Genomic DNA, 14,378 nt, shown 5'->3' on the forward strand with positions numbered 1-14,378 from the left:
ACTTTTTCCAAAGGCCCCCCATGAAAGTCCTGGTCCCCGTCAAACGTGTGGTTGACTATAACGTCAAGGTCCGCGTCAAATCCGACGGCAGCGGCGTCGATATCGCCAACGTCAAAATGTCGATGAATCCGTTCGACGAGATCGCGCTCGAAGAAGCGATGCGCCTGAAGGAAGCCGGCAAGGTCACCGAAGTGGTCGCGGTGTCGTGCGGCGTGACGCAGTGCCAGGAAACCCTGCGCACCGGGATGGCGATCGGCGCCGACCGCGCGATCCTGGTCGAGACGTCCGCCGACCTCGAGCCGCTGGCCGTGGCCAAGCTGCTCAAGGCGCTGGCCGACAAGGAAGCACCGCAGCTGATCATCCTGGGCAAGCAGGCGATCGACGACGACTCGAACCAGACCGGCCAGATGCTGGCGGCCCTGCTGGGCTGGCCGCAGGCGACGTTCGCCTCGAAAGTGGTGCTGGAAGACGGCAAGGTCACGGTCACGCGCGAAGTCGACGGCGGCCTGGAAACGCTGGCGCTCACGCTGCCCGCCATCGTCACCACCGACCTGCGCCTGAACGAGCCGCGCTACGTGACGCTGCCGAACATCATGAAGGCGAAGAAGAAGCCGCTCGACGTGGTCAAGCCGGAAGACCTCGGCGTGGATGTGACGCCGCGCCTGAAGACGCTCAAAGTCGTGGAGCCAGCCAAGCGTTCGGCCGGCATCAAGGTGCCTGACGCGGCGACGCTGGTGGCCAAGCTGCGCACCGAAGCCAAAGTCATCTGATCGCGGTCCGCTCGCTCACACAAGAATAGGAATCAATCATGGTCGCATTAGTCATCGCAGAACACGATAACGCATCCCTGAAGGGAAGCACCCACCACACCGTCACCGCCGCCGCACAGTGCGGCGGCGAAGTCCACCTGCTGGTCGCCGGCAGCAACTGCGGCGCCGCCGCCGCGCAAGCGGCCGCCATCGCCGGCGTCACCAAAGTGCTGGTCGCCGACGCGCCGTACTTCGCCGACGGCCTGGCCGAGAACATCGCCGAGCAGGTGCTCGCGCTGGCGGCGAACTACTCGCACATCCTGGCGCCGGCCACTGCCTACGGCAAGAACATCCTGCCGCGCGTGGCCGCCAAGCTGGACGTCGCGCAGATCTCGGAAATCACCAAGGTCGATGCGCCGGACACCTTCGAGCGTCCGATCTACGCCGGCAACGCGATCGCCTACGTGCAGTCGTCCGACAAGATCAAGGTCATCACCGTGCGCGGTACCGGCTTCGATTCGGCGCCTGCCACCGGCGGTTCCGCGACCACCGAAACCATCGCTCCGGTGGCCGATTTCGCCAAGTCCGCTTTCGTCAGCCGCGAGCTGGCCAAGTCGGACCGTCCCGAACTGACCGCCGCCAAAGTGATCGTGTCGGGCGGCCGCGGCATGGGCTCGGGCGAAAACTTCAAGATCCTCGAACCGCTGGCCGACAAGCTGGGCGCGGCGATGGGCGCATCGCGCGCCGCCGTCGATGCCGGCTTCGTGCCGAACGACTGGCAGGTCGGACAGACCGGCAAGATCGTCGCGCCGACGCTGTACATCGCCGTTGGCATCTCGGGCGCGATCCAGCACCTGGCCGGCATGAAGGACTCGAAGACCATCGTCGCCATCAACAAGGATCCGGAAGCGCCGATCTTCTCGGTGGCCGACTACGGCATCGTGGGCGACCTGTTCGAAGTGGTGCCCGACCTGGTCAAGCAACTGGGCTGATCCAAGTCGCTATACTCGAATCACTACAAACGCAATACAACGTCGTTCCCGCGCAGGCGGGAACCCATGCTGAAGCAGATCATACGCAGCATAGGTTCCCGCCTTCGCGGGAACGACGGTTTTACGTGTACATTCTAATCAGGAGACCAAGGTGAGCTACAAAGCCCCGCTGAAAGACATGCTGTTCGTGATGAACGAACTGGCCGGACTGTCCACCATCAACCAGCTGCCAGGCTGCGAAGACGCCACCGCCGACACGGTCGAAGCGGTGCTGGAAGAGAACGCGAAATTTTGCGGCAACGTCGTCGCGCCGCTGAACCACTCCAGCGACAAGGATCCCAGCTTCTGGCACGACGGCGAAGTCACCACCGCCGGCGGCTTCAAGGAAGCCTTCAAGGGCTTCGGCGAAGCCGGCTGGCAGGGCGTGCAGCACCCGTCCGAATTCGGCGGCCAGGGCCTGCCGAAACTCGTCGCCACGCCATGCATCGAAATGCTCAACGCCTCGTCGATCTCGTTTGCGCTGGTCGCGCTGCTGACCGACGGCGCCATCGAGGCGCTGATGACGGCCGGTTCCGATTCGCAGAAGGCGACTTACCTCGAGCCGCTCATCTCCGGCAAATGGACCGGCACGATGAACCTCACCGAGCCGCAGGCCGGCTCCGACCTGGCCGCCGTGCGCACCCGCGCGGTGCCGCAAGGCGACGGCACCTTCAAGATTTTCGGCACCAAGATTTTCATCACCTACGGCGAGCATGACATGGCCGAGAACATCATCCACCTGGTGCTGGCGCGCACGCCGGACGCGCCTCCGGGCGTGAAGGGCATCTCGCTGTTCCTGGTGCCGAAGTTCATGGTCAACGAAGACGGCTCGCTGGGCGCGCGCAACGACGCGCACTGCGTCTCGATCGAGCATAAGCTGGGCATCAAGTCCAGCCCGACCGCGGTGCTGCAGTTCGGCGACCACGGCGGCGCGATCGGCACGCTGGTGGGCGAAGAGAACCGCGGCCTCGAGTACATGTTCATCATGATGAACGCGGCGCGCTTCGCCGTCGGCATGCAGGGCATAGGCCTGGCCGACCGCGCCTACCAGCAGGCGGTGGCGTTCGCCAAAGACCGCGTGCAGTCGCGCGACCTGGCCGGCTCGCCAGGCCCCGTTTCGATCATTCATCACCCGGACGTGCGCCGCATGCTGATGTCGATGCGCGCCCACACCGAGGCGGCGCGCGCGCTGGCCTACGTCGGCGCCGCCATCAGCGACCTGGCGCATCACCATCCCGACGCCGGCACGCGCAAGGCCAACCTGGCGATCTACGAGTACCTGGTGCCGGTCATCAAGGGCTGGTCGACCGAGATGTCGCAGGACGTCACGCGCGACGGCGTGCAGGTCCACGGCGGCATGGGCTTCATCGAGGAGACCGGCGCGGCCCAGCACTACCGCGATGCCAAGATCCTGACCATCTACGAAGGCACCACCGCGATCCAGGCCAACGACCTGGTCGGCCGCAAGACGGTGCGCGACGGCGGCGCCGTGGCCAAGGGCCTGATCGCCGAAGTGCGCGCCACCGAAGGGCGACTGAAGCTGGGCGCCGGCGACGACTTCAATGCGATCGCGCGCGCGCTGGGCGAGGGCGCCGCGGCGCTCGAATCCGTGGTGGAGTTCATGGTCGCGACGGTCAAGTCGGACATCAAGGGCGTGTACGCCGGCAGCGTGCCTTACCTGCGCCTGGCCGGCATCGTGCTGGGCGGATGGCAGATGGGCCGCGCGGCGCTGGCGGCGCAGCGCAAGCTCGATGGCGGCGATGGCGACGCGGCGTTCCACAAAGCGAAGATCGCCACGGCGCGCTTCTTCGCCGACCACATCCTGTCGCAGGCGGCCAGCCTGCGCACGGCGATCGTGGAGGGCAGCGCCGGCGTGCTGGCGCTGGCTGAAGACCAGTTCTGATTGTTGTCCGTTCGTCCAAAAAAGCAGCCTTCGGGCTGCTTTTTTCATTTATGAAAACGCAATGGGCGGCGAATCATGCCTGAAATTTTTCACCGCTTGTTACTTTTTGCCGTAATTCGCGCGTTTATTTGAGGTATCTTATCCGCGCGTCACTAACTGAACACAACGGGAAAACTATCGTGAATCTGGTCACCTTGTCATCGCGCCTGACCGGCGCACTGTTTCTGGGCTCGCTGCTCGCCGCATGCGGCGGCGGAGGCGGTTCATCGACTGCTTCCACACCGGCGCCGGCGCCGGCCCCGACGCCGGCCTGCGCCACCGTGCGGATTGACGCCGACGCCACCGTCGCCGCGGGCAAAACCGCCGGCGCGACCGCGTTCGCCTGCGCCGGCACGCTCGCCGACGTGACATGGACCCAGGTCAGCGGACCGGCAGTGACCTTGCTGGCATCGCGCAGCCCGACCGTCTCGTTCGAGCCTGGCGCGGAGGGCACCGTCAAGCTGCGCGCCGACGGCCACCTGGCCGACGGCACCGCCGCCAGCACCACCGCCGACATCGTTGTGACCGCGGCAGTGGCCGGCAGCTCGCTGACCGTGCGCGGCGACCATTCCGTGCGCCCGCAGGTGGACACCTCGGTACGCGCGTGGCCGACCCTGGCCGCCGGCGAAACGCTGACCAGCATCGCCTGGACACAGACCGCCGGGCCGACGGTCGAAATGAAGCTGGACGACGGCTCCAGGCTGATGATGTTCAAGTCGCCTGCGACGACCACCGACACGGTGCTCAAGTTCCACGCGGTGATGACCACCAGCAGCGGACGCCAGGATGCCGACGACGTGATGGTCGGCGTCGAGACCCAGGCGGCCAAGCCGAACGGCTACATGTTCGACAACACCGAGCGCGTCCATCCGTACCGCGCCACCGGCGTGTACACCAGCGTGCTGGCCCGCTGCGTGTATGACATCAGCCTGTTCTACGACGACAAGGGCAACAACAATTTCTGCCCGGCGTCTACCTTGCCGCTGCTGCAGGCGGAAGCGGGGCCGGGCGCCGTGCCAAGCGTCGCGCAGATCATGAGCCGGGTGCTGGTGTCGCACGATTTCCTGGGCGCCAATTTCGAGCAGTTCCTGCTGACCCAGGATCCGCATGACGATTTCAAACGCTTGTTCGCCGGCGTGTCGGCAATCGTGCTCGGTTCGCACGTGCGCCCGAGCTACTACACCGCCGCGACGGGAGCGATTTACCTCGACGCCAATAACTTCTGGCTCACGCCGCAGCAACGCGACGTGGTCACGGAAGTGCCGGATTACCGGATCGCATTTCAGGATGGGCTCAGTTACATGGGCCTGGGGCGCTTGGTCAAGAACAATGCGTACGCCCAGCGCAGTTTGCCCACCTCCGAGCGCAATGTCCGCGACATGCCGGAGCTGGTGTTCACGCTCGGGCGCTTGCTCTACCACGAACTGAGCCACGCCAGCGATTTCTACCCGTCCACCGACCGCACGCTCACGCCTTCCTTGTCGATCTGGGCGAACGTGGTGCCGCGCATTTCGGCCAAATCGTTGCCGTCGGACGCACTCGCGACCAGTTATCCGTTGCGCTCGGCCGAGATGAAGGGGCTGGGACAGGTGCTGTTCCAGGGCGCCACCGCCACCGCTGTTCAGAAGGCCTACACCGCAACCCAGATCGGCGGCTTCTTCGGGCCGGACGTGGCCTCGGACGACTACGCCTACTCGATCTACAAGGACAACAACTCGCGTGAAGACCTGGCGATGCTGTTCGAGGAATTCATGATGGCTTACCGTCACGACGTGCAGTACGACATCGCATTCAGCGACGTTTATCCGGCCGGTTCGACCGGCTCGCAGGTGATCGTCGCGTGGGGCGAGCGGGGCAGGATTGGCGAGCCGGCGATCAAGCCGCGCGTCGCGCTGGTCGTCAGCAGGATCGCGCCGTGGATTCTGGCGGAAAACAAGGACTTCATGGACAGGCTGAAGGCGCCGATCATGATGACGCCTGGCCTGAGCTGGACGGCCAACCTGGCGATCAGCCCCGCTGGCGCAGCGGTGCAGCCGTCGAGCCTGAGGATGGGGGTGGCGAGCAGTGCGCCGCGCGCGGTGCGCGACGACCTGCAGGCCGCGCGCCGGAACCACTAAGAGCTGGCCCGGAGATAAATCAGCGGCGCCGGCAAACCCGGGGCCAGGTCCGACGGACCTGACCCCATCGTTCCGGCGTCAGTGGTTAGCCGTACGCGCCGCCGGTATAGAGCAAGTCGAACAATCGCGCCATCGTCGCAATCACCACCGTGGCGCCCACCAGCATGGTCGCCACCAGTCCCAGCGCCAGCATCCACGCCGAGTCCGACCTGCGTCCGCTGGCGCCGTTGTAGCGCGCATCGAATTTCTCGTCCGGCATCACGCCGATCACCAGCGCCTCGATGAAGCCGGCGATCGCCGACACCGTCAGCGGCAGCAGCTTCCAGAACCCATTCGCTTCCGGCGCCGCCACCATCATCGCCAGCGTCCCCGCCACCCCCGCATAGTGCGCGATCGCCAGCCGGTCGCGCGGCCCGCGCAGGTAGATCCGGTGCGCGCCGGCGGCGCCCGCCAGCAGCGCCGTCCAGGTCGCGAAAGTCTTGTTCTTGTGCGTTGCACTCATGATTTGATGCCAGCGATTGTCAGGAAAGCACGCAGTATCGTCCAAAAAGCCGCACCCGTCCGGCTTTTTTGGGGAAATGGCTTTGCCGAAGAGGCCATAAATCGGCGATAATGCTCGACTTCGGCCCGAATTGCGCGCCCTGTATCATTACCGCTTGCTGCTGTGCGGCATTGCGCGCTATAATTGTCGGCTTTTTCCGCCCAGCATAACTTTTTGGATTTAATTATGGTCGTTATTCGTTTAGCTCGTGGAGGCGCCAAGAAGCGCCCGTTCTTCAACATCGTTGCAACGGACTCGCGCAATCGCCGCGACGGCCGCTTCATCGAGCGCATCGGTTTCTACAACCCGATGGCATCCGGTGGCGAAGTCGGCCTGCGTATCACCGCAGACCGTCTGGCTTACTGGCAAGGCGTTGGCGCACAACTGTCGCCAACCGTTGCCCGCCTGGTGGCTTCGCAGCCAGCAGTAGCAGCGTAATTTGCCTGGACCGGGTTTGACCGAGCAGCAGCAACTCCCCGACGACCTGGTTCAAGTCGGGTATGTATCGGGCGCCTTCGGCGTCACCGGATCGATTCGGGTCACCCCGTTCTCGACCGACGCCGATGCGCTGCTGAACGTGAAGACCTGGTGGCTGGATAAACCCGGCCAGCATTCCGTGCAAGTGCGGACTGCGAAGCTACACGGCGGCGACGTCGTGGCCCAGTTGGTTGGTGTGGTGGGGCGGGATGCCTCCGAGGCACTGAAAGGCGCCGCAGTGACGATCCCGCGCAGCCAGTTCCCGCAACTGCCGGCCGATGAATTTTACTGGTCCGACCTGATCGGGCTGGATGTCGTTAACCTGGCGGGCGAAGCGCTCGGCACGGTCACCGACATGATGGACAATGGCGTGCAATCGATCCTGCGCATTACGCCGGTCGCACAGGAAGGCGAGAAATCGCCCGAACGTCTGATCCCGTATGTCGACCAATACGTCAGGCAGGTTGACCTTGCAGGCAAAAAAATCACAGTGGACTGGGGCCTGGATTATTAAGCCCCGGTGCACGAAGCGAGTCATGAAGCGAAACCGCGATGCAATTTGACGTCGTGAGCTTGTTTCCCGAGATGTTCGCCGCGTTGACGCAGTCGGGGGTTACCCGCCGCGCCTTCGAGCAGCAGCGCTGGGGCCTGTCGCTGTGGAATCCGCGCGATTTCACCACCGACAATCACCGCACCGTCGACGACCGGCCTTACGGCGGCGGCCCCGGCATGGTGATGCTGGCCAAGCCGCTGGAGGCGGCGATCGCGGCGGCCAAGGAGCGCCAGGCCGCACTCGGGCTCGCTGCGCCGCGGGTGGTGTTCATGTCGCCGCAAGGCCGGCCGCTGACCCACGAGCGGGTGATGCAGTTGAAGGACGAACCGGGCCTGGTGGTGCTGTGCGGACGCTACGAAGCGGTCGACCAGCGCCTGCTGGACCGGGTGGTCGATGAAGAAATCAGCCTCGGCGATTTCGTGCTGTCCGGCGGCGAGCTGCCGGCGATGGCGCTGATGGATGCGGTGGTGCGGCAGTTGCCGGGCGTGCTGGGCGACGACGCTTCGGCGGTCGAAGACAGTTTCGTCAACGGCCTGCTCGACTCCCCCCATTACACGCGCCCCGAAACGTACGAAGGCGTCAGCGTGCCGGCCGTCCTGATGGGCGGCAACCACGCCGAGATCGTCAAGTGGCGGCGCCAGAAGATGCTGGAAGCGACCGCGCGCAAGCGGCCGGATTTACTGGCCAGGGCGCGCGAAGCCGGCATCCTGACCAAGGCCGACGAAAAGTTTTTGGCAGGTTTATAAAAACCTGTTGCAGCACCCGGCGGGCATGTTGCCCGTCCGTTTCAACCCCATCCTCTACCGGGCACCAAGCAGCGCCGGCATGATGGTAATAGGAGTCATAAAATGAATCTGATTCAAACTCTCGAGCAAGAAGAAATTGCCCGTCTCGGCAAGACTATTCCTGACTTTGCACCAGGCGATACCGTTATCGTCAACGTCAACGTAGTCGAAGGCACCCGCAAGCGCGCCCAGGCATACGAAGGCGTGGTCATCTCGCGTCGTAACCGCGGCCTGAACTCGAACTTCATCGTTCGCAAGATCTCGTCCGGCGAAGGCGTCGAGCGTACGTTCCAGCTGTACTCCCCGCTGATCGCTTCGATCGAAGTCAAGCGTCGCGGTGACGTCCGTCGCGCCAAGCTGTACTACCTGCGTGAGCGTTCGGGCAAGTCGGCACGTATCAAAGAGAAGCTGCCACAACGTCGCGTTGCAACTCCAGCCGCTGCCAAGTAATAATAGCGTCTGCGTTGCGAACGAAAAGGGTGCCCCCGGGCGCCTGGAAAAGGCATCCAACCGGGTGCCTTTTTTGTTTTTAGCCGGAGGAAACGCGCTTGCCCAAGCTTCCATTCGATCCCGAACAGTTACCGATAGACAGCATCGCCGGCGAAGCGCCGGTCGATCCTGCGCGGCTGACGGCCGACTGGCTGCGCAGCCACTTCGCCGCGCCGCCGGCGTGGGAGCCGGAGGCGCTGGACGAATCGGTCGGGCGGCGGCCAGTGATGATCCCCGCCGCCGTGCTGATCCCGCTGGTCGCCCGCCCCGAGGGGCTGACCATGCTGCTGACCCGGCGCACCGCGCACCTGAACAACCACGCCGGCCAGATCAGCTTTCCCGGCGGGCGCGCCGAAGCGTCCGACGCTTCGCCGATCGAGACCGCGCTGCGCGAGGCGCAGGAAGAGATCGGCCTCGATCCAGGTCACGTCGAAATCATCGGCAGGATGCCCGACTACCTGACCGGTACCGGCTACCACGTGGTGCCTGTGGTCGGGCTGCTGACGCCGCCGTTCGCGCTGGCGGCCGACCACAACGAAGTGGCCGAGATCTTCGAAGTGCCGCTGGCGCACCTGATGAACGGCGCGCACCACCAGCGCCTGTCGATCGACCTGCCGACCGGCGGGCGGCGCAGCTTCTACGCGATGCCGTACCAGCGTCACTTCATCTGGGGCGCGACGGCGGGCATGCTGCGCAACCTGTTCCATTTCCTGCGCGCGTGAAGAATGGCGAGACCCATTTAGTTTGATTCTGACGTTGCTCTGCGCTATCGTAACGGGGCCGGGCAGTATTGCTATTTTTCACAAAGGACGTTCATGACTTTTCTCTCCATTCTGTGCGCGTTGCTGATCGAGCAACTCAAGCCCTTGCGCGCGGATAACATGATTTATGCCGAGATCAAAAGTTTCGCAATGCGCATGGAAGGCTGGTTCAACGCCGGCAATCGATCCGACGGCCGCCTGGGCTGGTTCCTGATGATGGGCGCGCTGATGGCGCCGACCGCCCTGATTTATTGGGGCCTGCTGCGCTTCAACGTGTTCGCCGCGTTCGCCTGGAACGTCCTGATCGTCTACCTGACGCTGGGCTTTCGCCACTACAGCCACTACTTCACGTCGATCCAGATGGCGCTCAACGCCGGCGACGAGCCGACCGCGCGCAGCTTGCTGGCCGAATGGACCAAGGTCGACACGGTCGGCATGGAGGCCACCGAGATCGCCCGCATCGCCGTCGAAAAGTCGCTGGTGACCACCCACCGCAACGTGTTCGGCGTGTTCTTCTGGTTCCTGATGCCGCTCGGGCCGGCCTGCGCGGTGATGTACCGCGTGTCCGAATACCTGGCGCGCGCCTGGAACGAGCCGGACCACATGCGCAACGAAGCGTTCGGCCAGTTCGCTGCGCGCGCCTTCTACTGGATCGACTGGCTGCCGGTGCGCCTGACCGCCGTCGCCTTCGCCGTGGTCGGCAACTTCGAGGACGCGATCTACGCCTGGCGCAACTTCGCCCACCGCTGGGCCGACGAAGCGAAGGGCATCATCCTCACCGCCGGCGGCGGCGCGATGGGCGTGCGCCTCGGCACGCCCGAGGAAAACGCCTCCGGGCTGGCCTTGCCGCCGGACGCGGCCACGGTCGATTCGTCCGATAACGAAGCCGAAGTGCTGCCTGGCGTCGAGCCGAACGTGCGCGCTTTGCAGAGCACGGTGGGGCTGGTGTGGCGCGCCTTGCTGCTGTGGATGATGTTACTGTTGCTGTTGTCCGGCGCGGTCTGGCTGGGCTAGGTCCCCACTGGGCGCAGGGCGGGGCGCCAAAGTTCGGACTTCAAGTCTTCTATAAGATATAATACTGCGTCAGCTGCCCGATGCCAGCATCGGGCCCATTCACGCAGCATTGAGTTCGAGCAAGCCGCCCAATGGCCGAGTCCCCGCAAATCAAGAACGAGTTTTTCATTCTTGGCGTCACCAGCGACGGCAAGCAGTTTCGTCCGAGCGACTGGGCCGAGCGCCTGTGCGGCGTGATGTCGTGCTTCCAGCCGCAGGGCGCCGGCTACAACTCGCGCCTGCAATTTTCCCCGTACGTGCAATCGACCATGGTCGAAGGCGTCAAGGCGGTCGCGGTCGACAGCGCGCTGCAGGCGATCGAGCCGCTGGCCTACCACTTCATCAAGGATTTCGCCAAGGACAACGACCTGCGGGTGATCGAAGCCTGCATCCTGCCCGAGCCGCCGAGCGCCAGCTAGTCCGTCGTACCAGGGCTAGGCGCCCCCCTCGTCTGGTACCCATACCGAGCACGCAGCACCTCTGCCCTGATTCAGCATGGGTACCAGCATCCGCTGGTACGACAACCGTTGCCATCCTCGCCAGGCGCGCTATGCTGAGAGTAGGCGACGTTCAACTGGGGGAGAGCACCATGCACATCGGCGAAATCTGCACCACCAACACCATCTTCTGCAAGCGCGACGAGACCGTCCAGGCGGCCGCGCTGCTGATGCGGAAGCACCACGTCGGCGACCTGGTCGTCGTCGACCAGCCTGACGGCGAGCCGGTCCCGGTCGGCATCGTCACCGACCGCGACATCGTCGTCTCCGTGATCGCGCTCGAACTCGACCCGGCCAGCCTGCTGGTGGGCGACATCATGAGCGACGACCTGCTCACCTGTAACCAGGGCGACGACGTCTACGAGACCATCGAACGCATGCGCCTGCGCGGCATCCGCCGGGTGCCGGTGCTGAACGCGAACGGCGGCCTGGCCGGCATCGTCAGCGCCGACGACATGCTCGGCTTCCTGGCCGAAGAGATGGGCGAACTGGCGCGCATCGCGCCGCACCAGCAGTCGCAGGAAAAGCGCGCCCGCCACTGAGGAAGCGCGGCCTGCAGCGTCGACCCCGGGGACTGCCAGGCGTCCCCGTCGGTCCGACGGACCTGACCCCCATGCTACTATCCCGCTTACCCTACCATCGCGAGATAGCATGACTCCATTCAGTTTGAAGCTGGGCGCCTGCGTCCTGTTGGTCGCCGCCGGCGCCTCCGCGTCGCCCCTGCCCAAGGGCGTCACCCAGGGCCCCTCGGTCGAAGGCATCACCGAATACAAACTGCAGAACGGCCTGAAGGTGCTGCTGTTCCCCGATACGTCCAAGCCGACCGTCACCGTCAACGTCACCTACCTGGTCGGCTCGCGCCACGAGAATTACGGCGAGACCGGCATGGCGCACCTGCTCGAACACCTGATGTTCAAGGGCGCCACCAGGAACCGCGCGATCACGCAGCAGTTCGCCGAACGCGGCATGCAGTTCAACGGCACCACCTCGCTCGACCGCACCAACTACTACGAAGTGTTCCAGGCCGGCGGCGACAACCTCGAATGGGCGCTGCAGATGGAGGCCGACCGCATGGTCCATTCCTTCATCGCGCGCAAGGACCTCGACTCCGAGATGACCGTGGTGCGCAACGAGTACGAGAGCGGCGAAAACTCGCCCACCGGCGTGCTGCTCAAGCGGATGCAGAGCGTGGCCTACGACTGGCACAGCTACGGCCGCGCCACCATCGGCAACCGCAGCGATATCGAGAACGTCGGCATCGGCAACCTGCAGGCCTTCTACCGCACCTGGTACCAGCCCGACAACGCGGTGCTGCTGGTGGCCGGCAAATTCGATCCGGCCAAAACGCTCGGCTTCATCGCCCAGAAGTTCGGCGCGATCCCGAGGCCGCGCCGCGAGCTGCCGAAGTACTGGACGGTGGAGCCGATCCAGGACGGCGAGCGCAGTTTCAGCGTGCGGCGCCAGGGCGACGTGCAGGTGGTCGCGCTGGCCTACAAGGTGCCGTCGTCGCTGCATGACGACAGCGACGTGCTGCAGTTCGCCTCCGACATCCTCGGCAGCGGGCCGGCGTCGCGCCTGCACAAGCTGCTGATCGACAGCGGCAAGGCGAGCGAGGTGTTCTCGTTCGGCCAGACCGGCTACGCACCGGGCCTGCAGATCATGGGCGCGATGGTCAAGAAGGGCGATCCGATCGAGCCGGTGCGCGCGGCGCTGACCGAGGCGGTCGAAGGTTTCGCCACCCATCCGCCGACCAGCGAAGAAATGGAGCGCGTGCGCCGCAACATCACCAACGAGATCGACAAGAGCCTGAACGATCCGCAGCAGGTCGGCGTGGCGCTGTCCGAAGCGATCGCGCTGGGCGACTGGCGCCTGTACTTCGTCGGGCGCGAGCGCGTGGCCACCATCAGCACTGCCGACGTGGCGCGCGTGGCCGCCAAATACTTCAGGCGCGACAACCGCGTCACCGGCTACTTCACGCCCGACGATACGCCGCTGCGCGCCGACATCCCGGCCGCGCCGACGGTGACGGAGCTGCTCAAGGACTTCAAACCGAAGGCGGCGTCGCTGGTGTCGGAAGACTTCGACCCGAGCCAGGACAACATCATGAAGCGCACGCGCCTGGTGACGGCCGGCGGCGTGAAGCTGGCGCTGCTGCCGAAGAAGAACCGCGGCGAAGCGGTGTCGGTGCATTTCGTGCAGCACTTCGGCGACGAACAGAACCTGTTCGGCAAAGGCATGGTGCCGGCGCTGACCGGCGCCATGCTCACGCGCGGCACCACGAAGTACAGCCGCATCGCGCTGTCCGACGAATTCGACCGCCTGCGCATGACGGGGGGGCCGCGCAGCTTCGAAACCACGCGCGCCAACCTGCCGGCGGCGCTGAAGCTGATGGCGCACGTGCTGAAGGAGCCGAGCTTCCCGGACACCGAATTCGAACAGCTGCGCCAGCAGGTGCTGGTGGGGATCGAGTCGAGCCGCAGCGAACCGCAGGCGGTGGCCTCGCGCGCGCTGGCCCAGCACTTCAACATCTACCCGCGCGGCGATGTGCGCGCCGCCACCACCATCGACGAGGACATCGCCAACGTGCGCGGCGCCACGCTCGACCAGGTCAAGGCTTTCCATCGCGAGTACTACGGCGCCGCGCCGAGCGAGCTGGCGATCGTCGGCGACTTCGACGCCGATGCGATCTTGCCGCTGATCGACGAACTGTTCGGCAAATGGAAGGCGCCCGCCCATGTGGCGCCGGTGCTGCGCCGCCACGCAGACGTCGCGCCGGCGAGCGCCACGCTCGACACGCCGGACAAGGAGAACGGTTTCTACACCGCGCGCCTGAACCTCGACCTGAACATCGACGATCCCGACTACCCGGCGCTCATGCTGGCCAATTACATCTTCGGCGAGGGCGGCCTGAAGTCGCGCCTGATGGACCGGATTCGCCAGAAGGACGGCCTGTCATACGGCGGCGGCTCGCAGCTCGACGCGGGCGACCTCGATCGCGCCGGCCGCTTCGAGATCAGCGCCATCGCCGCGCCGCAGAACCTGCGCAAGCTCGATGGCGCGGTGCGCGACGAACTGGCGCGCGCGGTGAAGGGCGGCTTCACGGCCGCCGAACTGGCCGGCGCGAAGTCGGGCCTGATGCAGCAGCGCCTGCAGACCCGCGCCGAAGACGCGGCGCTGGCCGGCGGCTGGGCCGCCTACCTCTACCGCGGCAAGACCTTCGAGTGGAGCCGCCAGTTCGAGCAGAAGCTGATGGCGGTCACGCTGGCGCAGCTGAACGCGGCGTTCCGCAAGGCGATCGACCCGGCAAAATTGAGCGTGGTGATTGCGGGAGATCAGCAAAAGGCCAAAGTCGCAACGAAATAGTATCAATCGCACAAGCCAAT

Annotated in this window: 14 protein-coding genes; 13 read left to right on the top strand and 1 reads right to left on the bottom strand. The window is 65.1% G+C overall.

All coding sequences use genetic code 11. From position 1 onward, the window contains the following. Positions 1 to 20: 20 nt before the first annotated feature. The 4 genes from AC1D02_RS02275 (at position 21) to AC1D02_RS02290 (ending at position 5,839) form a co-directional block, all read left to right on the top strand. A complete protein-coding gene (locus AC1D02_RS02275) occupies positions 21 to 770 on the top strand; it encodes an electron transfer flavoprotein subunit beta/FixA family protein (protein WP_477313278.1) in 750 nt (249 codons plus the stop codon). Between the two features lie 38 nt (positions 771 to 808). Beyond that, entirely contained in the window at positions 809 to 1,741 is a 933-nt protein-coding gene (locus AC1D02_RS02280) for an electron transfer flavoprotein subunit alpha/FixB family protein (RefSeq protein WP_477313280.1), read from the top strand. A 151-nt stretch (positions 1,742 to 1,892) separates the two neighbouring features. Continuing rightward, positions 1,893 to 3,683 carry an acyl-CoA dehydrogenase gene (locus tag AC1D02_RS02285; RefSeq protein ID WP_477313282.1) on the top strand — a complete coding sequence of 597 codons (1,791 nt, stop codon included), beginning with the start codon at positions 1,893 to 1,895 and terminating at the stop codon, positions 3,681 to 3,683. A gap of 179 nt (positions 3,684 to 3,862) precedes the next feature. Next, positions 3,863 to 5,839, top strand: a complete 1,977-nt coding sequence (locus AC1D02_RS02290; protein ID WP_477313284.1) for a hypothetical protein — start codon at positions 3,863 to 3,865, stop codon at positions 5,837 to 5,839. Positions 5,840 to 5,924: 85 nt separating this feature from the next. On the opposite strand, the gene AC1D02_RS02295 is transcribed toward AC1D02_RS02290, so the two are convergent. Then, positions 5,925 to 6,341: a hypothetical protein gene (locus AC1D02_RS02295; RefSeq protein ID WP_477313286.1), complete on the bottom strand. Its 417-nt coding sequence runs from the start codon at positions 6,339 to 6,341 to the stop codon at positions 5,925 to 5,927. 225 nt (positions 6,342 to 6,566) lie between these two features. Between AC1D02_RS02295 and rpsP the strand changes: the two genes are divergently transcribed. From rpsP to AC1D02_RS02340, 9 genes are all read left to right on the top strand, one after another. Continuing rightward, positions 6,567 to 6,818, top strand: a complete 252-nt coding sequence (gene rpsP, locus AC1D02_RS02300; protein ID WP_477313980.1) for a 30S ribosomal protein S16 — start codon at positions 6,567 to 6,569, stop codon at positions 6,816 to 6,818. A gap of 16 nt (positions 6,819 to 6,834) precedes the next feature. Next, complete coding sequence (rimM, locus tag AC1D02_RS02305; protein ID WP_477313288.1) at positions 6,835 to 7,371, top strand: ribosome maturation factor RimM; 537 nt, start codon at positions 6,835 to 6,837, stop codon at positions 7,369 to 7,371. A 38-nt stretch (positions 7,372 to 7,409) separates the two neighbouring features. Beyond that, positions 7,410 to 8,156, top strand: a complete 747-nt coding sequence (trmD, locus tag AC1D02_RS02310) for a tRNA (guanosine(37)-N1)-methyltransferase TrmD (protein WP_477313290.1) — start codon at positions 7,410 to 7,412, stop codon at positions 8,154 to 8,156. A gap of 102 nt (positions 8,157 to 8,258) precedes the next feature. Then, positions 8,259 to 8,645 carry a 50S ribosomal protein L19 gene (rplS, locus tag AC1D02_RS02315; protein ID WP_477313292.1) on the top strand — a complete coding sequence of 129 codons (387 nt, stop codon included), beginning with the start codon at positions 8,259 to 8,261 and terminating at the stop codon, positions 8,643 to 8,645. 98 nt (positions 8,646 to 8,743) lie between these two features. Beyond that, the gene (locus tag AC1D02_RS02320; RefSeq protein ID WP_477313294.1) at positions 8,744 to 9,406 is read left to right on the top strand and encodes a CoA pyrophosphatase; all 663 of its coding nucleotides are present in this window, start codon (positions 8,744 to 8,746) and stop codon (positions 9,404 to 9,406) included. Between the two features lie 93 nt (positions 9,407 to 9,499). Continuing rightward, positions 9,500 to 10,459, top strand: a complete 960-nt coding sequence (locus tag AC1D02_RS02325) for a CobD/CbiB family protein (RefSeq protein ID WP_477313296.1) — start codon at positions 9,500 to 9,502, stop codon at positions 10,457 to 10,459. A 131-nt stretch (positions 10,460 to 10,590) separates the two neighbouring features. After that, a complete protein-coding gene (locus tag AC1D02_RS02330; protein WP_477313298.1) occupies positions 10,591 to 10,917 on the top strand; it encodes a DUF3579 domain-containing protein in 327 nt (108 codons plus the stop codon). Positions 10,918 to 11,048: 131 nt separating this feature from the next. Beyond that, positions 11,049 to 11,537, top strand: a complete 489-nt coding sequence (locus tag AC1D02_RS02335; protein WP_477313300.1) for a CBS domain-containing protein — start codon at positions 11,049 to 11,051, stop codon at positions 11,535 to 11,537. Between the two features lie 109 nt (positions 11,538 to 11,646). Next, the gene (locus tag AC1D02_RS02340; RefSeq protein ID WP_477313302.1) at positions 11,647 to 14,358 is read left to right on the top strand and encodes a M16 family metallopeptidase; all 2,712 of its coding nucleotides are present in this window, start codon (positions 11,647 to 11,649) and stop codon (positions 14,356 to 14,358) included. The last annotated feature ends 20 nt before the right edge of the window (positions 14,359 to 14,378 follow it).

The sequence above is a fragment of the Massilia sp. P1_C10 genome (genome assembly GCF_056406475.1).